We start from the raw sequence: 22,192 nt of genomic DNA, 5'->3' as shown, positions 1-22,192 counted from the left end.
TTTTTTGTTAAATAGATGCGTATTACAATAAATACAACAGTTAAGGAGGACTTATGAATAGACGAAGTAATAAGATTTTAAGAGAGCTGATTCTTGGAAACAGACAAAATATATTAGAGCTTGTTACCAAGTACAATCTGCAGGAAAGAACAATACGAGCAGATATTAAAGACTTGAATAATACATTACAAGAATACAGTCTTCCACTTATTGTGATTACTGGGAATGGTGATTTAGTCATTGATAGTGCTGAGAAAATTGATGTAAAAGCGTATGAAGAGTTCATATGTTCAAGAACATTTTATACATATTATATGTCGAAGAATGAACGTTCCACCATATTGGCGATGATTTTGCTGAACACTACCGGATATGTGACTGTCGAACAATTGAAAGACATTATTGGAGTAAGCAGAAATACTCTGTTACACGACATATCAGAATTAAAGAATTGGTTTGAAGAGAATAATATGGAACTTGTTTCGCAGGTACGTCGGGGATATATAGTAAATGCCTCAGAGTTAGAAATACGAAAAGGTATCCTAAAATTATTAGAAGTTAATGGTGACAATAATCATTATGGAACGGGTTATAATTTGGGAGCTTTCTGGAATCTGCTAATTCGCCAGATGGATAAATTAAATATTTATGATGATATGTGTACTCATGTAGTGCAACAAGAAGAGTACGCACAATCATTTTTGTCGGATTTTTCGTTTTTTGAAACTGTTTTAGAGATTACTTTGATTATCAATCGGATTGTAAATCATCAGGTGATTCCAGAACATTATGCGGAAAGATGGATTTGTTTTAAAGAAAGCTCTAAATATACATTTAGCAGTGAAATATTAGAAACGATTGGAAACAAATATCAATTAGATATTCCAGAGGTTGAAATTTTATACTTTACAGAATGCTTGAAAGGAAAAAGCTATTTAAAAGACAAAACACATAAAGGTAATGCATTAGATATTCGATTAATGATATCGGAAGCGTTATATAAGATTTCCAGCTGTTTCGGAATTGATTTTTATCTGGACTTTGCCTTGTATGATCTCCTGATTGCTCATATGAGATCAGCAGTGTATCGGTTACAAACCAGAGAACGATTGACGAATCCATTGAAAGATTCGCTGCTACAGGAATATCCGGAAATATTTGAAATCATAAGAAAAAATATTGGAAATCTTGAAGAATATATTGGATGTTCTTTTTCAGAAGATGAAATGTCATTTCTTGTGTTGTATTTTGCATCTGTTCTCGAAAAAGAAAAAGTTGAAAATTCGAAGCACAGTAAAATAAAGGTCGCACTTGTGTGTGAGACCGGACGTGGAACAGCACAGTTTATGCTTGCAAAGTTAAGGACACTTGAAGAGGTAATAGAAATAGTCAGTGTTTCATCGGTGCATAATACAGGTGAAATTAAACGCAGTGGTGCGAATATGATTATTTCGACGATTCCTATTGAAAAGCAGGAGATACCATGTATTGTGGTTCGATCAGCAATGCTGAATACAGATGATATTTTAGATATACAAAAGATGGCATTGGAAGTAATGGAAGGGATTATGGAACCAAATGCAGGTATCGAGTTAGATGTGATTAATCCAGAAGAGATTCATATTCAGGGAGCATTTTACGAATGGCTGTCTGAGAACAGAATCGAGGTGGATTATGAAGCAAAAGATTGGAAAGATGCTGTTAATCATGCCGGCGAGCTTCTATATAAAGATGGAGCAGTAGAAGAACGCTATATACAGGCTATGATTCAGAAAATAGAAGCTTATGGACCATATATCGTAATCTGTCCGGGAACTGCACTTCCTCATGCTGATGCTGAAGAGGGAGTTATATATGAAGCAGCCTCACTCATACGACTTAAGAAACCAATCGAGTTTCATCATGAAATGAATGATCCGGTTAAATATGTAATCGGAATGAGTGTTAAGAGTGCGGAGAGTGTGAATCAGGCAATTTACGATCTGATGATGATATTTGGAAATGAGAGGACGAGACAGATATTAGATAAGGCAGTTGATAAGGTATCTATTATGGAAGCACTTAATGGATTAACAACAGCTAAGTAATATTTGTCGAATGTGGAAGGAGGTGAAAATATGTCGAGCGCATTAGGTGATGTTTATATTTCGCCAGAATTGATTCTTATGGACATTGAAGCAAAGAATGATCAGGAAGCAATTGAAATTCTTGCAAAACATTTATATGAAAAAGGGATTGTAAAAGAAAGTTATATAGATGCGGTGAAAGAGAGAGAAAAGGTATTTAGTACCGGACTCAACTTTGAAGAAATGGGTATTGCCATTCCGCATACAGATTCTATTCATGTTAATAGACAGGCTATTGCAGTTGGAATTTTAAAAGAACCAGTAAAATTCTGTCATATGGGTATGCCGGAAGAATCTGTGAAATGCGAAATGATGTTTATGATGGCAATTAAAAAGCCAGAAAGCCAGGTGGATTTCCTCGGAAGAATGATGGATATCTTTCAGTCAGAAGGTTATCTTAGAGGTTTAAAAGCTTGTGCAACGCCAGAAGAACTGGCAGAAAAATTTGGTAAATCGTTTACAGAGTAATGTTACATTTGAAAAATGTACATATAAAAAATGAAGGAGGTGTAATGACTATGAAGAGAATATTGTTAGTATGTGGTTCAGGTATTTGCACATCTACAGCAGTAAATCAGAAAGTCACAAAAGCATTGGAAGAAAGAGGACTGAAAGGACAGTTCCAGATTACACAGGGAAAGGCTTCAGAAGTGGCTGAGAAGTCTAAACAGTATGATCTGGTGATTTCTACAACAGTACTTGGCGGAGAATGTCATTGTCCATTAATTATCGGAACTCCATTCCTGCTTGGAAGAGGGACTGAGCCAATCGTTGATCAGATTGTAGAAGTTTTACAGAAGTAAAAGTTTTATGAGGGAACAAAAAGGATTCTATTAACTTGATAGATGAGGAAGGAGAATAGAGAGATGAGTTATTTTTTGGGATTTTTCCAGTACATAAGTGATATGGGTGCGACGGTAATGATGCCTATCATTATTTGTGTTATGGGTTGCATTTTAGGTGCTGGTTTTGGTAAGTCTTTACGTGCAGGTTTGACAGTAGGTATCGGATTCATTGGTCTGAACCTTGTGACTGGTTTGATGGGTAATAACCTTGCACCGGCAGTATCGCAGATGGCAGAAAGATTTGGTCTGAGCCTTTCTGTAATTGATGTTGGCTGGCCGGCAGCTGCACAGATTGCATTTGCATCTACAGTTGGAACAGTGATTATTCCAGTTTGTCTTGCTGTAAATATTGTAATGCTGCTGACAAACACAACACAGACGGTTGATGTAGATATCTGGGATTACTGGCATTTTGCATTTACTGGAGCACTTGTTGCAGTTGTTACAGGAAATCAGATGTATGGTATCATTGCTGCAATCCTGAACATGGTAATTATTATGGTATTGGGTGACTGGACAGCATCAGGTGTAGAAAAAACATTAGGACTTCCTGGTGTTTCACTTCCGCATGGATTTACAACAGCATATGCACCAATTGCAATGTTATTTAACTGGATTCTCGATAAAATTCCTGGTGTTAATAAGATTAACTTTGATATCGAAAAAATGCAGAAGAAGTTCGGTGTATTTGGAGAGCCAATCCTTGTAGGTACAGTGCTTGGTATTATCATCGGTGTTGTTGCAGGATATGACTTCCCGGCAATTCTTGCATTAGGTATTAATCTTGGAGCTGTATTGGTTCTGATTCCTAAGATGGCAGCACTCCTGATGGAAGGATTGATTCCTGTATCTGACGCTGCATCAGAGTTTATTGAAAAGAAATTCTCTAATCGTGGTAAAATTTACATCGGTCTTGATTCAGCAGTAGGTGTTGGTCATCCAATGACTCTGTCTGTATCATTAGTACTTGTACCGATCACTGTATTCCTTGCAGTATTACTTCCAGGAAACCAGGTAATGCCATTTGCAGACCTTGCGGTTATTCCATGGATGTTTGTATTGATCACACCGGTGGTTAACGGAAATGGATTCCGTGCACTTATTATTGGTATTATCACATTGGCAGCTGGTCTGTATATTGCTACTGACCTGTCGCAGTGGATTACTCCGGCAGCAAAAGCAGCTGGATTCGATATGGGTTCTGCAACAGCTATTTCAAGTATCTGTGATGGAGCAAACCCATTAACATGGGCAATTACCAGATTAAATGGTTTAAATCCGATTATCGGAATTGCAGTAGTTGGTGTAATTGCGGTTGCAATGGCACTGGTTAACAGAAAGAAAATCTTGAAAGAGGCTGCAGAAATGCACGCAGCTGCAAATTAAGATAGTTTTCCAATTACAGGCATCATCATTGTATGGTGCCTGTAATTAAAAAAACAAGGGAAACTGACTGAGGAGGAAGCACAATGAACGCAAAGATTTATGAATATGATACAAAAGTTTACAGGACTAAGATAACTATTACGGCTATATTTTGTGCTTTTATTTTAGCGTATTCATTGTTTAGTATTTTTACAACAAATGTTCCGGCTTTATGGGTAGTAGCAGCTGTTGTTGCCGGATATTTTGTGTGGGAAACTTTCGTATCGATAGCCAATCCGTCAAAAGTTGAAGTGAGTGATCAGGGAATTACATTTTCAGCTTATCATAAATCACATCATTATGACTGGAACGAAGTGAAACGTTTTAAATGTAAGCCATTGGCTTCCGGAACCAAAATGTTCGTACGTATAAATGAAGCAGGTATTTTTAGAGGTCGATATTGGGTGAATTGTTATTATTTTAATGATGGAAATGAATTATTTCAGTATCTGTTTCATAAGGAAGTTGAAATTGATCCAGAAGGATTGAAAGCCAGAGCAGTGCGTGGCAGTGAAGAAACAAAATCAATAAAAAGAGGTCGCGCGCGTAGAAAATAAGGAGTGCAATACGATGTTTGAACAAGAAAAAATCAGTATTATTGAAGCAGGAAAAAAATTGGATCGTTATGGACTTGTTACATTGTCAGGAGGTAATGTGACTCTCCGTATGCCGACAGGTGAAATCCTGGTAACTCCATCAGGTATGATTTACGAAGATATGGTACCAGAAGATGTTCTGGTAATGGATATAGAAGGAAATATTATTGAAGGTGAAAGGAAACCATCGGTAGATACTGTAGCGCTTTTATATATTTTAAAACATATGCCAGAAGTAAATGCAGTTATTCATACCCACCAGCCATATGCAACAGGTGTTGGGCTTGTAACAGAAGAACTGCCATGCAACCTTACAACATTGGCAAACGCAACACGTGGAGCGGTAAAAGTATGTCCATATTCATCAGCGGCAAGTGAACAGATGGGTATCGAAGCAGTTGAGAATATGGGAGATAAATTAGCAGTCATCTTAAAACATCACGGCGTAATCGGTGTTGGAGACAGTTTGAAACAGGCACTGTGTGCTTGCGTTTATCTGGAAGAAGCAGCTAAAACTTATTCTATTGCTTATAGTATGAACCAGGATGTACCGGAACTGAATGCAGAACAGGTAGAAACAGCAGTTGAGGTATTTAGACGATATGGACAAAAGCCAATCGTGGAAGCATAGAAAATGTTAGAAGAACTGAAGCGAAGAGTATATAAGGCAAACATGATGTTGCCGAAATATCGATTGGTGACATTTACCTGGGGAAACGCAAGTGAGATAGATTCGGCAACAGGGTTGGTTGCTATTAAACCGAGCGGAGTACCGTATGATGAGTTAAGCCCGGAAAAAATGGTACTTATTGATCTTCAAGGAAATGTGGTTGAAGGAGAGTATAAACCTTCTTCAGATATGCCTACGCATATTGTTTTATATAAAGCTTTTCCGGAAATAGGTGGTATTGTGCATACGCATTCTCCATATGCAACCAGCTGGGCACAGGCGGGTAGGAGTATTCCTTGTTATGGAACAACGCATGCAGATTATATTTATGGTGAAGTGCCGTGTGTACGTAATTTGACAAAAAATGAAATTGACGAGGATTATGAAACCAATACAGGAAATGTTATTGTTGAAGAATTTCGTAGATTTCAAAAAGATGTTTTATCGGTACCAGCTGTGTTATGTAAAAATCACGGACCGTTTACCTGGGGAAAGAGCAGTGCGGAGGCAGTACATAATTCTGTCGTTTTGGAAGAATGTGCAAAGATGGCTTATCGGACGGAGCTTATTAATCCCGGAGTAAAAGAAGCACCACAAGAATTAATTGAAAAACATTATATGCGTAAACATGGTGCAAATGCATACTATGGGCAGTAGATTTTAAAACTTATTTTTTCTCTCAATTATACTTGGAAGCTCCTGGCAGAGTGTGACTGTCAGGAGTTTTCTTTTATCACATTTATAACCATTGATACCATATTATCAATCTGTTTTTGCTCATCAGGATTTTTTCCGTCTTTTAGTATTTCTAAGATCAATGACATTTCTTCCGGTGAAAAGTTTATATTATGTTTTCTTGCACTGGTGATCAGTGCCATCATAACAGTAGCCATCTGGTTACCGCTTTTACCCTGTACCTGCTTTGCGGCGGTACGTATGATCTCACGTTTCAGAGGATCGAGATTATTCATGCCGGGATGTGTTGTCCAGTCCATCATTTTTCATCATTTCCTTTCATTATATTATCGAACAGATCTATCATCTGAGACATCTCGCTGTTGCTTTCCGGAGAGGCGAAGCCGGATGGGTCCATTTGTTTCATTATATTCATCATATTGAATATCATGCTGATATTATCAGCTTCGGCAGGATCCATGAAAGAACTCAGATCCTGTAGGATATCTTCTGGTGAATGAATACTTTTGCTATGTATTGGACCGTCTGGGGAACCATTGCCTGTACTATGGAACAGATGAATAGTATTTGTGAATTCAGTAAACTTGATATACACAGCAAGCATACCACGCATATTGGCAGGAATATAAGGCAGCATCAGTTTCATGAGCTGAAGTTCCTGCGTAGTTACGAGTGTATCCAGTTGAGTCATCGGAAAGATCGGTCGTTTTTCCATAGCACACTGCCTGAAGATAAAGTCTTACTATGTATATGCGGGGATAAAAGAAGATATCCCCGCATAAGGTCAGATGTATAGACCGGCAGAATAGATGGAAATTTAGCAGCAGCCAAAGCCATTGCCGCATCCACCACAGCAGATAAGCAGAAGAATAATCCAGAGACAGTTGTCATTACCGCCTCCGCAACCACAGTCGCCACCGTGTCCGAAGCCGTTGCCACATCCGCCACAGCAGATGAGCAGAAGAATAATCCAGAGACAACTGTTATTTCCGAAACCACATCCACATCCGCAGTCACCGCGTCCGCAACCACATCCGTTAACATTATTGTCACATCCGCAACCACAGTTAGATAAATCGCTCATTGAATAGACCTCCATGGGATATTTGATTTTACAGTACATCATATGTGAGAGAAGAAAATGTGTGAAAGAATTTTAAGGTGTAAAGAAAAAATACTTGACACCCATTCGCGGGTAGTGTATGATAACACAGGTGAGAAACGATGGATGAATTATTAAAACAGGCTTTGCTCTATGATTTTTACGGTGAATTACTTACAGATCACCAGAAAGAGATCTATGAGCAGTTTATATTGGAAGATTTATCGCTTGGAGAGATTGCGAGAGATGCAGGAATCAGCAGACAGGGAGTACATGATCTGGTGAAGCGCTGTGACCGCACATTGCAGGAGTATGAAGAGAAGCTTCATCTTGTTTCAAGATTTCTCACAGTGAAAGAACAGATCCATAAGATACGGGAGATTCTGGATCAGGAACCAGCGGAAGATATATCGGTGTTAAAGTCCGAGATACGTAAGATATCAGATGAGATCTTAGAGGAGTTATAGTATGGCTTTTGACAGTTTGACAGAAAAACTTCAGAATGTATTTAAGAACCTTAGAAGTAAGGGGCGCCTGACAGAGGCAGACGTAAAGGAAGCGATGAAGGAGATCAAACGGGCACTTCTCGCTGCGGACGTTAACTTTAAAGTAGTTAAGGATTTTATTAAAAATGTTCAGGAACGAGCAGTCGGTCAAGATGTTATGAATGGACTGAACCCTGGACAAATGGTCATCAAGATCGTTAATGAAGAGCTTGTGAAGCTTATGGGATCTACGACTACAGAGATTCAGCTTCAGCCGGGCAAGGCAATTACCGTAATCATGATGGCAGGTCTTCAGGGAGCTGGTAAGACAACGACCACAGCTAAGCTTGCAGGCAAGTTTAAGCTGAAAGGTAAGAAGCCGCTTCTGGTAGCATGTGATGTATATCGCCCTGCAGCGATCAAACAGTTGCAGATCAACGGTGAGAAACAGGGAGTAGAAGTCTTCTCCATGGGTGAGAATCACAAGCCGGCGAATATTGCTAAGGCAGCTCTGGAACATGCAAAGAAGAACGATAATAATATCGTGATTTTGGATACAGCCGGACGTCTTCATATTGATGAGGACATGATGCAGGAACTGCAGGAGATTAAAGAGACCGTTGAGGTACATCAGACGATTCTTGTAATCGATGCGATGACGGGTCAGGATGCTGTTAATGTGGCAGCTGAATTTGATCAGAAGGTAGGCATTGACGGTGTGATCGTTACCAAGTTGGACGGTGATACTCGTGGTGGTGCAGCGTTATCAGTTAAGGCAGTAACCGGCAAACCAATCCTTTATGTAGGTATGGGTGAGAAGCTATCGGATCTGGAACAGTTTTATCCAAGCCGTATGGCATCCAGAATACTGGGTATGGGAGATGTGTTGTCTCTGATTGAGAAGGCAGAGGCTGAGATTGATGAAAATCAGGCAAAACAGCTGACTCAGAAGATGAAGAAGAATCAGTTTGATTACAATGATTTTCTTGCGAGTACCCAGCAGATGAAGAAGATGGGTGGTATGTCAGGTATTCTTGGAATGCTTCCGGGAATGGGAGCACTTGGCGGCAAGGGATTAAAGATCTCAGATGAGCAGACAAGCGAAGCAGAGAAGCAGATGGCACGAATGGAAGCAATGATCTATTCTATGACGCCGGAAGAACGCGAGAATCCGGATTTGATGAATCCTTCCAGAAAGCACAGGATTGCTAAAGGTGCAGGAGTGGATATCAGTCAGGTGAACCGTATGGTCAAGCAGTTCAATGAGATGAAAAAGATGATGAAATCCATGAACAAAATGGGCAGAGGTGGTAAAAAGGGAAAATTCAGATTACCTTTTTAACATATATTAATGAAAATAATTTAAAATTATACGGAGGTGAATGAAATGGCAGTAAAGATCAGATTAAGAAGAATGGGACAGAAGAAGGCTCCTTTCTATAGAATCGTTGTAGCAGATTCCAGATCCCCAAGAGATGGAAGATTTATCGAGGAGATCGGAACATATGATCCGAACCTTGAACCAAGTGGTTTCTCTATCAATGAGGAAGCAGCTAAGAAGTGGCTTAACAATGGAGCACAGCCAACAGAAGTAGTTGGAAAGCTTTTCAAGGCAGCCGGTATCGAAAAATAAGTATTGGCGGAGGTGTTCATTCGTGAAAGAATTGGTTGAAGTCATTACAAAAGCATTGGTCGATAATCCGGATGAAGTAGTTGTAACTGAGAAGCAGGAAGAGAAAGCTACCGTTGTCGAGGTTCATGTGGCAGAGTCTGACATGGGCAAAGTCATCGGTAAGCAGGGAAGAATTGCCAAGGCAATCCGTTCGGTTGTAAAAGCAGCTGCAGCCAAGGAAGATCGTAAAGTGATTGTAGATATCGCTGATTAATATAGAAAGTCCCCTGATTGGGGACTTTTTGTGCAATAAGCCGCTATGCAGAAATCGTGCTTACACGATTATATTGAGCAGGTGTCAGTCTGCTCATTTAGTGAGTAAGGAGAGTAAGATGGAAAAACAGTTGCAGGTAGGCGTGATTTCGTCAACACATGGGGTGCGCGGAGAAGTAAAAGTATTTCCAACGACAGATGATGTAACACGTTTCAGACAGTTAAAGAAAGTGTATCTGGATACCGGGAGAGAGATGCTTCCATTAGAAATCCAGAATGTGAAGTTTTTTAAGCAATTTGCAATCCTGAAATTTAAGGGGATCGACAATATTAATGACATTGAAAAATATAGAGGAAAGAGCCTGATGATCGACCGTGAGGATGCGGTGGATCTTGACGAGGATGAGTACTTTATTGCAGATATGATAGGCATGAAGGTATACACAGAAGACGGCAGTGAATTCGGTACGCTGAAAGATGTTATGGAAACAGGAGCTAATGATGTCTATATCATTGATTCCCTGGAACATGGCGAAGTACTGATTCCTGCGATTAGAGAGTGTATCCTTGATGTAGATATGGATGAGGAACGCATGACGATTCACCTGATGGAGGGCCTGGTGTAATGAATATTCATATTATGACACTATTCCCGGAAATGGTGATGGGAGGACTGAATACCAGTATTACAGGACGTGCGATCAGCAAAGGAATCTTATCTATTGAAGCGGTGAATATCCGTGATTATGCATTTAATAAGCATAACAGTGTAGATGATTATCCTTATGGTGGTGGTGCCGGGATGCTGATGCAGGCAGAGCCTGTCTATCAGTGCTATCAGGCAATTATAGACAAGATCCATACACAAGGCGGCGCAGACAGTGAGCTATGTGTCGAAAAAAAGAAGCCCAGAGTGCTGTACATGTCACCACAGGGTCAGACATTTACGCAGGGGATGGCGGAAGAGCTTGCACAGGAAGAGGAACTGATCTTTTTATGTGGACATTATGAAGGGATTGACGAGCGTGTATTAGATGAAATCGTTACAGATTATGTATCAATTGGTGATTATGTGCTGACGGGTGGTGAACTTCCGGCGATGGTCATGGTAGATGCCGTGTCCAGGATGGTGCCGGGTGTGCTTCATAATGATGTATCTGCTGAATTCGAGAGTTTTCAGGATAATCTGTTAGAATACCCGCAGTATTCCAGACCGGAGATCTGGCATGAGAAGCAGGTGCCGCCGGTATTGTTGTCCGGACATCATGCGAATATTGAGAAATGGCGCAGAGAGCAGTCAGTGATTCGTACTGCAAAGAATCGTCCGGATCTTCTGGAAAAAGCAAATCTCACAGAAGAAGAAAAAAAGCTTGCAAAGTCTGTGATGGTATGATAGTATATAATACGTTGTGAGAAGAAGAGATGGTCCTCTGATACTGTAATAGGACGTATTAAGAACATCCGAATAATAAGGAGGTCGCACAATGAACGATATTATTAAGAGTATTGAAGCAGAACAGCTCAAAGAGAACGTGCCACAGTTTAATGTTGGCGATACTGTAAAAGTTTACGGTAAGATCAAAGAGGGTAACCGCGAAAGAATTCAGGTTTTCGAGGGTACTGTTCTTAAGAAACAGGGTGGAAGCTCAAGAGCTACATTCACTGTAAGAAAGAATTCTAACGGTGTTGGCGTTGAGAAGACATGGCCATTGCATTCACCAAACGTTGAGAAGGTTGAAGTTGTACGCAGAGGTAAAGTAAGAAGAGCGAAACTGAACTACCTGAGAGGACGTATCGGTAAGGCTGCAAAGGTTAAAGAATTAGTAAAATAGTTACACATGAGAAGGGACAAATACATACGTACTTGTCCCTGCTTTTGTATACGAGGAATACAGATATGCCGAGACGTAATAGAAGATCGAATAGTATAAGAGACAGAAAAAGACGGCAGATCATCCTGCCGTTTCAGAAGAAGGAACCGGAACGCAAGACGATTCCGGTAAAAAGACCAAAGAACAGACCGCGTAAGAAAAAGAAGTGGTCCATCAGGGATCTGAATATCCGCGGATTTTTCAGTTCCAGAAGACTGCATACAGTGTTAAGCTGGATTTTACAGATTGCAGTCGTGTTACTGTTTGCATTTGTGTTTGTGTGGTATTTCGGACAGAGAGTCAGTACTGTGGGGGATTCTATGAGTCCGAAGCTTAGCAATGGAGACGTTGTACTGGTGAATCGCTTCGCATATAATGTGACTTCGCCAAAGCGTGGTGATATCATCGTATTTAAACCGAAGGGAAATGAGAATTCTCACTATTACATAAAACGAATCATCGGACTTCCGGGAGAGACGGTAGAAATTATCGAAGGTTCGGTATATATTAATGGAGAAAAGCTGAAAGAAGACTATACTGCAACAGAGATTAATGATGTGGGAATCGTATCGGAGAAGATTACTCTGGGCGGAGATGAGTATTTCGTGCTTGGAGATGATCGAGATAAAAGTGAAGACAGCCGTATGGCAGATGTAGGCAATGTGAAACGTTCCTATATATATGGGAAGGCGTGGTTTTTGCTGTCACCATTTGACCATATGGGATTTATAAAGAAATAAGACATAGATTGTAAAAATGGAGGAGATTATGCATTTTCAATGGTATCCGGGTCATATGACCAAGGCAAAACGAATGATGCAGGAAAACATAAAACTGATTGATCTGGTGATCGAGCTGGTAGATGCCAGAGTACCACTTTCCAGCCGCAATCCAGACATTGATGAGCTGGGGAAGGGAAAAGCGAGACTGATTCTGCTTAATAAGGCGGATCTTGCAGAAGACCGTTGGAATAATGAATGGAAAGCGTATTTTGAAAGTAAGGGCTATTCCTGCGTGAAAGTAAATTCTAAAAAGGGCGGTGGATTAAAGTCGATTCAGGCTGTGATCCAGGAAGCCTGCAAAGAGAAGATTGAACGCGACCGCAGAAAGGGTATTCTGAACCGTCCGGTAAGAGCGATGGTAGTAGGAATCCCGAATGTGGGCAAGTCCACATTTATCAACTCTCTGGCAGGAAAGGCTGCGGCTAAAACAGGTAATAAGCCGGGAGTTACAAAAGGAAAGCAGTGGATTCGCCTGAACAAGAGTGTGGAACTTCTGGATACCCCAGGTATCCTCTGGCCGAAATTCGAAGATCAGAGCGTAGGACTTCGACTGGCGCTGATCGGTTCTATTAAGGATGAGATTCTGAATATTGAGGAACTGGCTTCTGAACTGATCAAATTTATGACTAAAAATTATTCAGGTGTATTGGCTGATAAATATGGGATCAATGAAGATCAGGATTCCTATGCATGTCTGAAAGAAATCGCAGAACAGAAACATTGTCTGGTGCGTGGCAATGAGCTTGATTATGTGAAGGCTTCGAATCTGTTATTGGAAGACTTCAGAAGTGGCAAGCTTGGCAGACTGACGCTGGAATATCCGGAGGTACAGGATCTGGCGTAGTCGGTAATTTGAAAGGGGATATGCATTATGGGGAAAACTAAAAAAGAAAAGAAATCACATTCTGTGGCTTACGAGTTGTTTGGCTGGCTTGTTTATATTGCAATCATTGTCGGTCTGACATGGCTGATCATCACATTTGTGGGACAGAGAACCAGCGTGAGTGGTCATTCTATGGAAACGACGCTGCAGGATGGTGACCAGCTGATCGTTGATAAGATTTCCTACCGGTTCCGTGATCCAAAGCGCTATGATATTATCGTATTTCCATATCAGTATGAGGAAAATGTTTATTATATTAAGCGTATTATCGGTCTGCCGGGAGAGACGGTGCAGGTAAAAGACGGATATGTCTATATCAACGGAGAGAAGCTGGAAAGTGATATCTATGGTAAGGAAGTTATGCAGTCAGCAGGAATTGCAGCCGAGCCGATCACGCTTGGGGATGATGAGTATTTTGTGCTCGGAGATAACCGGAATAACAGTTCGGACAGCCGGGATCCAAGTGTTGGTATACTAAAGCGAAAAGACCTGCTGGGACGGGCATGGGTACGTATTTACCCGTTTGATAAGGTAGGAGTGATCCGTCATGAATAAACGAGAAGAAGAGAGACTGCGTAAGCAGCAGGAAAAGCTGGAAAAAGAAATCGCCCGCACAGAAGCTATGAGTGTATTTGAGAAAGAATACAGTGATCATCAGGCAATATGCGGTATTGACGAGGTGGGACGCGGACCATTTGCAGGTCCGGTTGTTGCCGGAGCTGTCATATTACCAAAGGATCATCCGATTCTGTATCTTAATGATTCGAAGAAATTATCAGAAAAGAAGCGGGAAGAGTTGTATGAAGTGATTCTGGAAGAGGCGGTTGCTACGGGAATCGGGATGGCAAGCCCGGCAAGGATTGACGAGATCAATATTCTGCAGGCAACATATGAGGCAATGCGTATGGCGATCAGCAATCTGTCAGTACAGCCGGATCTGTTGTTAAATGATGCTGTTACTATACCGGAAATTGAGATTATGCAGATACCGATCATTAAAGGAGATGCTAAGAGTGTATCCATTGCGGCAGCAAGTATTCTTGCAAAGGTGACAAGAGACCGATTGATGGTTGAATATGAAAAGGTATTTCCGGGATATGATTTTGCATCCAATAAGGGTTATGGAACCAAAGCACATATTGAGGGATTGAAGAAGTTGGGACCGACACCGATTCATCGGATGAGTTTTATCCACAAATACATATAATATCTGAGTCATAGGTGTTGTAATTGAGGGATTTACAGAATATGAGAGCAAAAGCTTATACCTATGAAAAAACGAAAGCAGTATAACAAGAAGAATCAACGTTCTGTGGGTGCCAGATACGAGCAGATTGCAGGAAAATATCTTGAGCAGCAGGGCTATCAGATCCTGCAGTATAATTATCACTGTAGACAGGGCGAGATTGATATTATTGCCAGAGATGGGGAATATCTGGTATTCTGTGAGGTGAAGTACCGCACAGACCGCAGAAAAGGCATGCCGTCGGAAGCGGTTCATATAAGGAAACAGCAGGTCATTTCCAGATGTGCACTATATTACATGACGGTAAATGGTGTGTGGGGATGTCCCTGCAGATTTGATGTAGTAGGCATTCTGGGAGAAGCTGGCGATGAGATTCAGCTGTACCGGAATGCATTTGATTATAAAGGGTAGGGGCTAGAACATATGAAGATAAAGTATGCAAATGATAAATCCATATGGAATCTGACAGAGTCAGCAGGCGTTCCGTTGCTGGTAAGTCCATTGCTGGAAGAGACTGGAATTGTGAAACAGGGATTTTCAACAAAGCTTGGCGGTGTCAGCAAGGGAGATTGTGCTACGATGAATATCAGTACCACCAGGGGAGATGATCCGGAGGCAGTAAATGAGAATCGCAGAAGACTTGCGGCAGCAATCGGTGTGGAAGAAAGCAAAATGGTATATACGAATCAGACACATACTACCAATGTGGTGGTAGTGGATGAGACGAACTATGGTAAGACGATGCCGGAGACGGATGGTATGATCACCAATGTGCCGGGTCTTTGCCTGGTGACCTTCTATGCAGACTGTGTGCCTTTATATTTTGTGGATCCGGTAAAACGTGTTATCGGGCTGAGCCATTCTGGATGGCGCGGCACAGTTCATAAGATGGCTATTGCGACGGTTCGGAAAATGCAGGAGACATTTGGATGTGATCCAGTGGATATCCGCTCGGTTGTAGGTCCCTCTATCTGTCAGGAGTGTTATGAAGTTAGCGAGGATGTCATTGATGAATTTCGGGCAAATTATAAAGAAACAGACTGGGATTCATTGTTCTATCGCAAAGAGAATGGAAAGTATCAGCTGGATCTCTGGCGCGCCAATGAGATCAATCTGTTGGATGCAGGTGTAAAAGCAGAACATATGGCGGTGACGAATGTGTGTACCTGCTGTAATCACGAGCTGTTATTCTCACATCGCTATACCAAAGGAAAAAGAGGTAACCTCAGTGCATTTCTTGCATTAAAAGAAGAGACGAAAGTGGAGTAAGGAGACGGAAGTATGGATGAAGTAATAGAAACGACCAATGAAGCGGCAGAAGATGTGAATGTCTTTATTCAATATCTGCAGGATCATATTCCGAATCTGATCAGTTTTGCTATAGAGATCGTGCTTGCGCTGATATTTTTCTTTCTTGGAAGAATCGCGATCAAATGGATTCGAAAGCTGACCCGCAAAATGCTGGAAAGATCTAATGTAGACAAAGGTGTGGAAACTTTTGTAGATTCATTATTAAAGTTTATGTTGTATGGAATACTGCTATTTACTATTGCAACGAAATTTGGATTTGATACCGCATCTGTTGCAGCGTTGATCGCATCTGCAGGTGTTGCAGTAGGTCTGGCTGTGCAGGGAAGTTTATCCAACTTTGCCGGTGGTATTCTGATTCTGCTTTTGAAACCATTTGTGGTAGGTGATTATATTATCGAAGATAATCATGGTGATGAAGGAACAGTAAAGGAAATTCAGCTCTTTTATACCAAATTATTAACGGTCGATAACCGTACTGTCGTCATTCCCAATGGTATGCTGACTAATAACAGTTTAACTAATGTTACCCATATGGATGAGCGTAAACTGGAACTGAAGATATCGATTTCCTATGAATCTGATCTTTTGAAAGCAAAAGCAGTGTTGGCGGATCTGATCCGGAAAGAGTCAAGAATCATGCAGGATAAAGAACACAGAATCTTTGTGGATGAACTTGGCGATGACGGAGTGATTCTCGGAATGCGATGTTGGGTAAGTACAGAAGATTACTGGAATGTGCGCTGGGATATGCTGGAAGGGATCAAGCTGACATTTGACAGGGAAAATATTGTGATTCCGTATCGTCAGATGAATGTACGGATTCAGGAATCCAATTAAAAAAGACTTGCAAATTCTCACAAATCAGATATAATATTAGTTGTGACTGCTTATAGCAGATCACATCTGCTGGAATGGCTCAGTTGGTAGAGCACTTCACTCGTAATGAAGGGGTCGTCGGTTCAAGTCCGATTTCCAGCTTATATGTAGGGGCTGCGCATTGCGCAGCCTTTTGTATTACCGGATTTACAAAAGGAGAATACGATATGAAGATTACGAGACAAATGCTGTTTCCGTTAGCATTTTATAAAAAGTCCAAATTCAACGGCAGCAAAGGAAAATACAATTATCGAATTGAAAAATCTGATACTGAAGCTGAGGATTCCCGGTTCAAACTGACAATCTGGGAAGGTCCGGAGTGCTATGATGTATCAAAAGCGGAAAAGAAAGAATCTGTGTATCCATTCAATGATGAAGGGATGGAAGAGATTCTTGGGGTGTTAAATCAGTTATAGTGTTATCGGTGCTGACAGGCGAGGTACCATTTTTCTAAAGCATTGATCAGTGCATACAGAAGCATTGCCATCAGGCACAGGAGACAGATACTCATCAGCAAGTGATCCATTTTGAACACCTGGCTTGAGTAGATGATCAAATAACCCAGACCGCTTCTGGCTGCTAGAAATTCTCCGATGATCACGCCCACAAGACAGAGCCCGATATTCACTTTCATAATGTTGATGATAGCCGGAAGAGAGGCAGGCAGAACAACTTTTGTAAGAGCATGGAATTTTGTGCCGTGAAGCGTGTATATCAGTTTGATCTTTTCCGGATCTACAGAGATAAAGCTCGTATACAGACTTAGTATGCTGCCGAAGATCGCAACAGACATTCCGGCTACGATGATCGTAGTGCGATTGGCACCCAGCCATACGATGAGGAGCGGTGCCAGGGCAGATTTAGGCAGACTGTTCAGTACAACCATATATGGATCAAGTATTTCAGATAAATAGCGGAACGTCCAGAGAAGTACCGCCATTAAGATACTGATCAGAATGACAAGCAAAAAGCTTACGATGGTTTCATAGAGTGTGATTCCTATATGATGGAAAATGATTCCATCCACCATCAATTCACGAAAGCAGAGAACAATCTGTGAGGGACAACTGAAGATAAAGGAATCAATGATCCCGGTGTTAGCAGTGAATTCCCATACGAATAAAAAACCGAACAGAATCAGGATTCTGGATACACAGACGACTCGTCTGTGTCTTTTTTGCATATGAAGATATTTTTGCTGCGCTGCGGATAATTCATGCATCGCTATTCAGCTCCTTCCATATCAGTGAAAAGTAATTTTTAAATTCCTGTGCATTTCTTCTGTTTAATGGAGTATCGTCTTCCAGATTAAAAATCAGTGGGACAGTCTGGTGGACAGTGGCAGGTCTTGAAGTTAAGATAATGATTCTGTCTGCCAGTGAAATTGCTTCTGACAGATCATGAGTCACCAGAATGGCAGTTTTCTTTTCTTTTTTCAGAATCTGTCCAATGTCGTCGCCTACACGCAGTCTGGTCTGATAGTCCAGTGCAGAAAATGGTTCATCAAGAAGCAGGATATCTGGTTCCAGGATAAGGGTACGCACCAGGGCTGCCCGTTGCCGCATACCACCGGAGAGTTCAGATGGTCTGGAATTTTCGAATTGTTTTAGTCCATAAGTATCTAAGAGTTCATGGGCTTTTTCCCTGGTTCTGGCAGAGAGCGTATGCTGAATCTCAAGACCTAAAAGTACATTGTGGTAGATAGTCCGCCATTCAAAGAGCTGGTCGTGCTGAAGCATATAGCCGATATTTGCAGCACTTTCCCGCAAGGATCTCCCGTTGATCTTGATCAGACCTTTTTCGGGCGTGATCAGCCCTGAAATGAGGGACAGTAATGTGGATTTGCCACAGCCGGAAGGTCCGACGATGGCAATGAATTCACTTTCATTTACCGAAAATGAAAGATCTGTGATGGCAGGAGTTTCGCCATCGGCATTATGATAGGAATAATAGATAGATTTTAATTCCAGAATCCGATCAGTATGCTTTTCCATAGAGCCTCCTGAAAAAAGATGTTCTGGTTCATTTTATGAAAATGTAAGAAAAGAGTTCTTGCGACGGTAAGAGAAATGCCATATACTGAATAAACATAAGGTAACAGTAATTATACGAAACAGAGGTGATATCTGAATGAACTATCAGAAAGAACTGGATAAGCTGATCGTAAAGCTGGAAAAAGAAGAGCATGTGCCGACACTTTTACTGCACAGTTGCTGTGCACCCTGCAGCAGTTATGTGTTGGAATATTTGAGTCAGTATTTCCAGATTACGGTTTTTTATTATAATCCGAACATTTATCCGGAGTCCGAGTACTCGAAGCGGATCATTGAGCAGCAGAAGCTGATTGATGAACTGCCTGCAAAGCATAAGATCAGTTTTGTGGCGGGAGAATATGACAAGGATAGATTCTATGATATGGCGAAAGGGCTGGAAGATGCCAGGGAGGGCGGAGAGCGTTGTATGCGCTGTTACGAGCTTCGCTTAAGAGAAGCGGCAGAGCTTGCAAGAGACGGAGGCTATGAATATTTTACCACGACACTCAGTATCAGCCCGATGAAGAATGCTCAGAAGTTGAATGAGATCGGAAGCAGGCTGGCGGAAGAATATGGTGTAAAATATCTACTGTCAGACTTCAAGAAAAAGAACGGATATAAGCGTTCTGTTGAGTTGTCAAAGGAATACGGATTGTACCGGCAGGACTATTGTGGATGCGTTTATTCCTGGAATGAAGCGGAAAAGAGACACAGACAAAATGCAGAAAAAGCATAGATATGCATCAGAAATGCATAAAAAGTCAGATGAGGGACTTTTCAAGGTTCTGATTGTATGCTAAAATATGTAACTGAATATTTCAAAAGAGAAAACATGATATAGAAAGAGGGATACCAATGGCACAATTATGGGGCGGACGTTTTACAAAAGAGACGGATCAACTTGTTTACAATTTTAACGCTTCTATTTCATTTGATAAAAAACTGTATGCGCAGGATATCCGTGGAAGTATTGCACATGTGATGATGCTTGCCAAGCAGGAGATTCTGACTGAGACAGAGAAACAGCAGATCATTGAAGGACTGGAAGGAATCCTCGATGATGTGGAGAAGGGTAAACTTGAGATTACAGATAAATACGAAGACATTCACAGCTTTGTGGAAGCGAATCTGATCGACCGGATCGGAGATGCGGGCAAAAAGCTGCATACCGGAAGAAGTCGTAATGATCAGGTGGCACTTGATATGAAGCTGTATACCAGAGATGAAATTGCTCAGATCGATCAGTTGTTAAAGACGCTTTTACGAACGATTCTGGGAATCATGCAGGAGAATACGGAGACAATTATGCCTGGATTTACACATCTGCAGAAGGCACAGCCGATCACACTTGCACATCATATGGGCGCATACTTTGAGATGTTTAAGAGAGATCACGAACGTATGCGTGATATCAGCAAGAGAATGAATACCTGCCCGCTGGGATCAGGAGCTCTTGCAGGTACCACTTACCCACTGGATCGTGATTATACTGCAAAGCTTCTTGGTTTTGACGGACCGACACTGAATAGTATGGACGGTGTATCTGACAGAGATTATCTGCTGGAGCTTCTTTCGGCTTTATCTATTGTCATGATGCATCTTTCACGTTTCTGTGAGGAAGTGATCATCTGGAATTCTAATGAATATCAGTTTGTAGAGATCGATGATGCTTACAGTACCGGAAGCAGTATTATGCCGCAGAAGAAGAATCCGGATATCGCAGAACTTGTAAGGGGTAAGACAGGACGTGTTTATGGCGCGCTTACATCTCTGCTTACTACGATGAAAGGTATTCCGCTTGCTTATAATAAAGATATGCAGGAAGATAAAGAGATGAGTTTCGATGCCATTGATACAGCCAAAGGATGTATTGCACTCTTTACCGGTATGTTGAGTACCATGCAGTTTAAAAAAGATAATATGCATGCAAGTGCCAAGAATGGTTTTACGAATGCTACAGATGCGGCAGATTACCTGGTAAATCACGGTGTTCCGTTCCGTGATGCACATGGCATTGTAGGTCAGCTCGTCCTTTACTGTATTGAGAAGAATATCGCATTGGATGATATGTCATTGGAAGAGTACAAAGCAATTTCTCCGGTATTTGAAGAAGACATTTATGACGCGATCAGCATGGAAACCTGTGTAAATAAACGTCTGACAACTGGAGCACCTGGTAAAGCTGCTATGGAACAGGTGATTCAGATTTACAAACAGTACATCAGAGAATATGATAAATAGGAATGAGACAGGAGGAAAAGGCAATGGAAGAAAAGTTAAAAGTAGGTATTTTGGGTGCAACTGGTATGGTAGGTCAGAGATTTATCACACTGCTTGATAATCATCCGTGGTTTGAAGTAGTAACGGTAGCTGCGAGTCCGAGATCAGCAGGCAAGACTTATGAAGAGGCAGTAGGAGGACGTTGGAAGATGGATACTCCGATGCCGGAAGCAGTTAAGAAACTGATTGTACTGAATGTCAATGAAGTAGAGAAAGTGGCATCTACCGTTGATTTTGTGTTTAGCGCAGTGGATATGACTAAAGATGAGATTCGCGCGATCGAGGAAGAGTACGCGAAGACAGAGACACCGGTTGTATCTAACAACAGTGCCCACAGATGGACACCGGACGTACCGATGGTAGTACCGGAGATTAATCCGGAGCATTTTGAGGTTATCGCAGCTCAGAAAGAGCGTCTTGGAACCAAACGCGGATTTATTGCTGTTAAACCAAACTGTTCTATCCAGAGCTATGCTCCTTGCCTTGCTGCATGGAAAGAATTTGGGCCAAAAGAACTTGTAGTTACTACATACCAGGCAATCTCAGGAGCAGGAAAGACATTTCGTGACTGGCCGGAGATGGTAGAGAACATTATTCCTTACATCGGAGGAGAAGAAGAAAAGAGCGAACAGGAGCCATTGCGTGTACTTGGTAAAGTTGAAAATGGTCAGATTGTAAAGGCAGAACTTCCAAAGATCACCTGCCAGTGTATTCGTGTGCCGGTATTGAACGGACATACAGCAGCTGTATTTATTAATTTTGAGAAGAAACCGACGAAGGAACAGCTGATTCAGGCACTCCGTGATTTTAAAGGATTTCCACAGGAAGCAGAACTTCCAAGTGCTCCAAAGCAGTTTATTCAGTATCTGGAAGAAGATAATCGCCCACAGGTTAAACTGGATGTAGATTACGAACATGGTATGGGTGTATCGATCGGACGTCTGAGAGAAGACAGCATGTATGATTTCAAGTTCATTGGACTGTCACATAATACCGTACGTGGTGCTGCAGGTGGAGCAGTGCTTTGCGCTGAAACACTGACAGCAAAAGGATATATTACAAAGAAATAAGGGCAGGGAT

30 protein-coding genes and 1 tRNA gene are annotated in these 22,192 nt (G+C 41.4%); 26 read left to right on the top strand and 5 right to left on the bottom strand.

Annotation, left to right across the window (positions count from 1 at the left end; translation table 11 throughout):
* Window positions 1–53 precede the first annotated feature (53 nt).
* The 7 genes from DWZ93_RS03730 (at window position 54) to DWZ93_RS03700 (ending at window position 6,319) form a co-directional block, all read left to right on the top strand.
* Entirely contained in the window at window positions 54–2,087 is a 2,034-nt protein-coding gene (locus tag DWZ93_RS03730) for a BglG family transcription antiterminator (RefSeq protein WP_118451999.1), read from the top strand.
* Between the two features lie 30 nt (window positions 2,088–2,117).
* Window positions 2,118–2,594 carry a PTS sugar transporter subunit IIA gene (locus DWZ93_RS03725; protein ID WP_118383511.1) on the top strand — a complete coding sequence of 159 codons (477 nt, stop codon included), beginning with the start codon at window positions 2,118–2,120 and terminating at the stop codon, window positions 2,592–2,594.
* A 50-nt stretch (window positions 2,595–2,644) separates the two neighbouring features.
* On the top strand, window positions 2,645–2,929 hold the full coding sequence (locus DWZ93_RS03720) for a PTS sugar transporter subunit IIB (RefSeq protein ID WP_118383512.1): 285 nt from the start codon (window positions 2,645–2,647) through the stop codon (window positions 2,927–2,929).
* 63 nt (window positions 2,930–2,992) lie between these two features.
* Window positions 2,993–4,357, top strand: coding sequence for a PTS galactitol transporter subunit IIC (locus DWZ93_RS03715; protein ID WP_118451998.1), 1,365 nt, complete (start codon window positions 2,993–2,995; stop codon window positions 4,355–4,357).
* A gap of 83 nt (window positions 4,358–4,440) precedes the next feature.
* Window positions 4,441–4,953 carry a hypothetical protein gene (locus DWZ93_RS03710; RefSeq protein ID WP_118451997.1) on the top strand — a complete coding sequence of 171 codons (513 nt, stop codon included), beginning with the start codon at window positions 4,441–4,443 and terminating at the stop codon, window positions 4,951–4,953.
* 13 nt (window positions 4,954–4,966) lie between these two features.
* Complete coding sequence (locus DWZ93_RS03705; RefSeq protein ID WP_118383515.1) at window positions 4,967–5,623, top strand: class II aldolase/adducin family protein; 657 nt, start codon at window positions 4,967–4,969, stop codon at window positions 5,621–5,623.
* Between the two features lie 3 nt (window positions 5,624–5,626).
* A complete protein-coding gene (locus tag DWZ93_RS03700) occupies window positions 5,627–6,319 on the top strand; it encodes an L-ribulose-5-phosphate 4-epimerase (protein ID WP_118451996.1) in 693 nt (230 codons plus the stop codon).
* 59 nt (window positions 6,320–6,378) lie between these two features.
* Here the strand turns inward: DWZ93_RS03700 and DWZ93_RS03695 are convergent, their stop codons facing one another.
* From DWZ93_RS03695 to DWZ93_RS03685, 3 genes are all read right to left on the bottom strand, one after another.
* Window positions 6,379–6,660, bottom strand: coding sequence for a hypothetical protein (locus tag DWZ93_RS03695; protein ID WP_118451995.1), 282 nt, complete (start codon window positions 6,658–6,660; stop codon window positions 6,379–6,381).
* Window positions 6,657–7,004, bottom strand: coding sequence for a hypothetical protein (locus DWZ93_RS03690; RefSeq protein ID WP_147345586.1), 348 nt, complete (start codon window positions 7,002–7,004; stop codon window positions 6,657–6,659). The genes DWZ93_RS03695 and DWZ93_RS03690 overlap by 4 nt, the downstream gene beginning before the upstream one ends.
* A 171-nt stretch (window positions 7,005–7,175) precedes the next feature.
* Window positions 7,176–7,442 carry a chorion class high-cysteine HCB protein 13 gene (locus DWZ93_RS03685; RefSeq protein ID WP_118383519.1) on the bottom strand — a complete coding sequence of 89 codons (267 nt, stop codon included), beginning with the start codon at window positions 7,440–7,442 and terminating at the stop codon, window positions 7,176–7,178.
* 140 nt (window positions 7,443–7,582) lie between these two features.
* Between DWZ93_RS03685 and ylxM the strand changes: the two genes are divergently transcribed.
* The 16 genes from ylxM to DWZ93_RS03605 all read left to right on the top strand — a co-directional run bounded on the left by ylxM (window position 7,583) and on the right by DWZ93_RS03605 (window position 17,215).
* The gene (gene ylxM / locus DWZ93_RS03680) at window positions 7,583–7,927 is read left to right on the top strand and encodes a YlxM family DNA-binding protein (RefSeq protein WP_118383520.1); all 345 of its coding nucleotides are present in this window, start codon (window positions 7,583–7,585) and stop codon (window positions 7,925–7,927) included.
* Window position 7,928: 1 nt separating this feature from the next.
* The gene (gene ffh, locus DWZ93_RS03675; RefSeq protein WP_118383521.1) at window positions 7,929–9,287 is read left to right on the top strand and encodes a signal recognition particle protein; all 1,359 of its coding nucleotides are present in this window, start codon (window positions 7,929–7,931) and stop codon (window positions 9,285–9,287) included.
* Window positions 9,288–9,332: 45 nt separating this feature from the next.
* A complete protein-coding gene (rpsP, locus tag DWZ93_RS03670; RefSeq protein WP_118383522.1) occupies window positions 9,333–9,578 on the top strand; it encodes a 30S ribosomal protein S16 in 246 nt (81 codons plus the stop codon).
* A 22-nt stretch (window positions 9,579–9,600) separates the two neighbouring features.
* Entirely contained in the window at window positions 9,601–9,831 is a 231-nt protein-coding gene (locus tag DWZ93_RS03665) for a KH domain-containing protein (RefSeq protein WP_118383523.1), read from the top strand.
* 118 nt (window positions 9,832–9,949) lie between these two features.
* Entirely contained in the window at window positions 9,950–10,456 is a 507-nt protein-coding gene (gene rimM / locus DWZ93_RS03660) for a ribosome maturation factor RimM (RefSeq protein ID WP_118451994.1), read from the top strand.
* Window positions 10,456–11,223, top strand: coding sequence for a tRNA (guanosine(37)-N1)-methyltransferase TrmD (gene trmD, locus DWZ93_RS03655; RefSeq protein WP_118383525.1), 768 nt, complete (start codon window positions 10,456–10,458; stop codon window positions 11,221–11,223). The genes rimM and trmD overlap by 1 nt, the downstream gene beginning before the upstream one ends.
* Before the next feature lie 91 nt (window positions 11,224–11,314).
* Window positions 11,315–11,662, top strand: a complete 348-nt coding sequence (gene rplS, locus DWZ93_RS03650; protein ID WP_118383526.1) for a 50S ribosomal protein L19 — start codon at window positions 11,315–11,317, stop codon at window positions 11,660–11,662.
* Window positions 11,663–11,727: 65 nt separating this feature from the next.
* Window positions 11,728–12,441 carry a signal peptidase I gene (gene lepB, locus DWZ93_RS03645; RefSeq protein WP_118451993.1) on the top strand — a complete coding sequence of 238 codons (714 nt, stop codon included), beginning with the start codon at window positions 11,728–11,730 and terminating at the stop codon, window positions 12,439–12,441.
* A 28-nt stretch (window positions 12,442–12,469) separates the two neighbouring features.
* Window positions 12,470–13,327: a ribosome biogenesis GTPase YlqF gene (gene ylqF, locus DWZ93_RS03640; RefSeq protein WP_118451992.1), complete on the top strand. Its 858-nt coding sequence runs from the start codon at window positions 12,470–12,472 to the stop codon at window positions 13,325–13,327.
* Window positions 13,328–13,354: 27 nt separating this feature from the next.
* Window positions 13,355–13,921 carry a signal peptidase I gene (gene lepB / locus DWZ93_RS03635; protein ID WP_118383529.1) on the top strand — a complete coding sequence of 189 codons (567 nt, stop codon included), beginning with the start codon at window positions 13,355–13,357 and terminating at the stop codon, window positions 13,919–13,921.
* The gene (locus tag DWZ93_RS03630; RefSeq protein WP_118451991.1) at window positions 13,914–14,573 is read left to right on the top strand and encodes a ribonuclease HII; all 660 of its coding nucleotides are present in this window, start codon (window positions 13,914–13,916) and stop codon (window positions 14,571–14,573) included. Before lepB (DWZ93_RS03635) ends, DWZ93_RS03630 begins: the two co-directional genes overlap by 8 nt.
* 63 nt (window positions 14,574–14,636) lie before the next feature.
* Window positions 14,637–15,023: a YraN family protein gene (locus DWZ93_RS03625; RefSeq protein WP_118451990.1), complete on the top strand. Its 387-nt coding sequence runs from the start codon at window positions 14,637–14,639 to the stop codon at window positions 15,021–15,023.
* Between the two features lie 12 nt (window positions 15,024–15,035).
* Complete coding sequence (gene pgeF, locus DWZ93_RS03620; RefSeq protein ID WP_118451989.1) at window positions 15,036–15,881, top strand: peptidoglycan editing factor PgeF; 846 nt, start codon at window positions 15,036–15,038, stop codon at window positions 15,879–15,881.
* 12 nt (window positions 15,882–15,893) lie between these two features.
* Window positions 15,894–16,760 (top strand): mechanosensitive ion channel family protein, encoded by an 867-nt coding sequence (locus tag DWZ93_RS03615; protein WP_118451988.1) that lies wholly within the window; start codon window positions 15,894–15,896, stop codon window positions 16,758–16,760.
* A 68-nt stretch (window positions 16,761–16,828) separates the two neighbouring features.
* Window positions 16,829–16,901 (top strand) — tRNA-Thr (locus DWZ93_RS03610).
* 65 nt (window positions 16,902–16,966) lie between these two features.
* Complete coding sequence (locus DWZ93_RS03605) at window positions 16,967–17,215, top strand: hypothetical protein (protein WP_118383534.1); 249 nt, start codon at window positions 16,967–16,969, stop codon at window positions 17,213–17,215.
* Between the two features lie 2 nt (window positions 17,216–17,217).
* On the opposite strand, the gene DWZ93_RS03600 is transcribed toward DWZ93_RS03605, so the two are convergent.
* Together DWZ93_RS03600 and DWZ93_RS03595 are read right to left on the bottom strand one after the other, a co-directional pair.
* A complete protein-coding gene (locus DWZ93_RS03600; RefSeq protein WP_118383535.1) occupies window positions 17,218–18,021 on the bottom strand; it encodes an ABC transporter permease in 804 nt (267 codons plus the stop codon).
* Window positions 18,014–18,793, bottom strand: coding sequence for an ABC transporter ATP-binding protein (locus DWZ93_RS03595; protein WP_118383536.1), 780 nt, complete (start codon window positions 18,791–18,793; stop codon window positions 18,014–18,016). The genes DWZ93_RS03600 and DWZ93_RS03595 overlap by 8 nt, the downstream gene beginning before the upstream one ends.
* 136 nt (window positions 18,794–18,929) lie before the next feature.
* Here DWZ93_RS03595 and DWZ93_RS03590 point away from each other — a divergent pair, with 136 nt between their 5' ends.
* From DWZ93_RS03590 to asd, 3 genes are all read left to right on the top strand, one after another.
* Complete coding sequence (locus DWZ93_RS03590; RefSeq protein WP_118451987.1) at window positions 18,930–19,568, top strand: epoxyqueuosine reductase QueH; 639 nt, start codon at window positions 18,930–18,932, stop codon at window positions 19,566–19,568.
* Window positions 19,569–19,687: 119 nt separating this feature from the next.
* Window positions 19,688–21,073: an argininosuccinate lyase gene (gene argH / locus DWZ93_RS03585; RefSeq protein ID WP_118383538.1), complete on the top strand. Its 1,386-nt coding sequence runs from the start codon at window positions 19,688–19,690 to the stop codon at window positions 21,071–21,073.
* Between the two features lie 23 nt (window positions 21,074–21,096).
* Window positions 21,097–22,182 (top strand): aspartate-semialdehyde dehydrogenase, encoded by a 1,086-nt coding sequence (asd, locus tag DWZ93_RS03580; protein ID WP_118451986.1) that lies wholly within the window; start codon window positions 21,097–21,099, stop codon window positions 22,180–22,182.
* Window positions 22,183–22,192 lie beyond the last annotated feature (10 nt).

Origin of the sequence: Dorea sp. AF36-15AT (genome assembly GCF_003477705.1) — a bacterium.
Lineage (GTDB): Bacteria > Bacillota > Clostridia > Lachnospirales > Lachnospiraceae > Claveliimonas > Claveliimonas ammoniilytica.
The sequence above is the reverse complement of the archived record's forward strand: the minus strand, read 5'-3'. Positions and strand labels throughout refer to the sequence as shown.

Bases quoted from the DNA above. Each gene is read 5' to 3' on its own strand.
- DWZ93_RS03730 (WP_118451999.1), top strand. From the start codon at position 54: ATGAATAGACGAAGTAATAAGATTTTAAGAGAGCTGATTCTTGGAAAC.
- DWZ93_RS03725 (WP_118383511.1), top strand. From the start codon at position 2,118: ATGTCGAGCGCATTAGGTGATGTTTATATTTCGCCAGAATTGATTCTT.
- DWZ93_RS03720 (WP_118383512.1), top strand. From the start codon at position 2,645: ATGAAGAGAATATTGTTAGTATGTGGTTCAGGTATTTGCACATCTACA.
- DWZ93_RS03715 (WP_118451998.1), top strand. From the start codon at position 2,993: ATGAGTTATTTTTTGGGATTTTTCCAGTACATAAGTGATATGGGTGCG.
- DWZ93_RS03710 (WP_118451997.1), top strand. From the start codon at position 4,441: ATGAACGCAAAGATTTATGAATATGATACAAAAGTTTACAGGACTAAG.
- DWZ93_RS03705 (WP_118383515.1), top strand. From the start codon at position 4,967: ATGTTTGAACAAGAAAAAATCAGTATTATTGAAGCAGGAAAAAAATTG.
- DWZ93_RS03700 (WP_118451996.1), top strand. From the start codon at position 5,627: ATGTTAGAAGAACTGAAGCGAAGAGTATATAAGGCAAACATGATGTTG.
- DWZ93_RS03695 (WP_118451995.1), bottom strand. From the start codon at position 6,660: ATGATGGACTGGACAACACATCCCGGCATGAATAATCTCGATCCTCTG.
- DWZ93_RS03690 (WP_147345586.1), bottom strand. From the start codon at position 7,004: ATGAAACTGATGCTGCCTTATATTCCTGCCAATATGCGTGGTATGCTT.
- DWZ93_RS03685 (WP_118383519.1), bottom strand. From the start codon at position 7,442: ATGAGCGATTTATCTAACTGTGGTTGCGGATGTGACAATAATGTTAAC.
- ylxM (WP_118383520.1), top strand. From the start codon at position 7,583: ATGGATGAATTATTAAAACAGGCTTTGCTCTATGATTTTTACGGTGAA.
- ffh (WP_118383521.1), top strand. From the start codon at position 7,929: ATGGCTTTTGACAGTTTGACAGAAAAACTTCAGAATGTATTTAAGAAC.
- rpsP (WP_118383522.1), top strand. From the start codon at position 9,333: ATGGCAGTAAAGATCAGATTAAGAAGAATGGGACAGAAGAAGGCTCCT.
- rimM (WP_118451994.1), top strand. From the start codon at position 9,950: ATGGAAAAACAGTTGCAGGTAGGCGTGATTTCGTCAACACATGGGGTG.
- trmD (WP_118383525.1), top strand. From the start codon at position 10,456: ATGAATATTCATATTATGACACTATTCCCGGAAATGGTGATGGGAGGA.
- rplS (WP_118383526.1), top strand. From the start codon at position 11,315: ATGAACGATATTATTAAGAGTATTGAAGCAGAACAGCTCAAAGAGAAC.
- lepB (WP_118451993.1), top strand. From the start codon at position 11,728: ATGCCGAGACGTAATAGAAGATCGAATAGTATAAGAGACAGAAAAAGA.
- ylqF (WP_118451992.1), top strand. From the start codon at position 12,470: ATGCATTTTCAATGGTATCCGGGTCATATGACCAAGGCAAAACGAATG.
- lepB (WP_118383529.1), top strand. From the start codon at position 13,355: ATGGGGAAAACTAAAAAAGAAAAGAAATCACATTCTGTGGCTTACGAG.
- DWZ93_RS03630 (WP_118451991.1), top strand. From the start codon at position 13,914: ATGAATAAACGAGAAGAAGAGAGACTGCGTAAGCAGCAGGAAAAGCTG.
- DWZ93_RS03625 (WP_118451990.1), top strand. From the start codon at position 14,637: ATGAAAAAACGAAAGCAGTATAACAAGAAGAATCAACGTTCTGTGGGT.
- pgeF (WP_118451989.1), top strand. From the start codon at position 15,036: ATGAAGATAAAGTATGCAAATGATAAATCCATATGGAATCTGACAGAG.
- DWZ93_RS03615 (WP_118451988.1), top strand. From the start codon at position 15,894: ATGGATGAAGTAATAGAAACGACCAATGAAGCGGCAGAAGATGTGAAT.
- DWZ93_RS03605 (WP_118383534.1), top strand. From the start codon at position 16,967: ATGAAGATTACGAGACAAATGCTGTTTCCGTTAGCATTTTATAAAAAG.
- DWZ93_RS03600 (WP_118383535.1), bottom strand. From the start codon at position 18,021: ATGCATGAATTATCCGCAGCGCAGCAAAAATATCTTCATATGCAAAAA.
- DWZ93_RS03595 (WP_118383536.1), bottom strand. From the start codon at position 18,793: ATGGAAAAGCATACTGATCGGATTCTGGAATTAAAATCTATCTATTAT.
- DWZ93_RS03590 (WP_118451987.1), top strand. From the start codon at position 18,930: ATGAACTATCAGAAAGAACTGGATAAGCTGATCGTAAAGCTGGAAAAA.
- argH (WP_118383538.1), top strand. From the start codon at position 19,688: ATGGCACAATTATGGGGCGGACGTTTTACAAAAGAGACGGATCAACTT.
- asd (WP_118451986.1), top strand. From the start codon at position 21,097: ATGGAAGAAAAGTTAAAAGTAGGTATTTTGGGTGCAACTGGTATGGTA.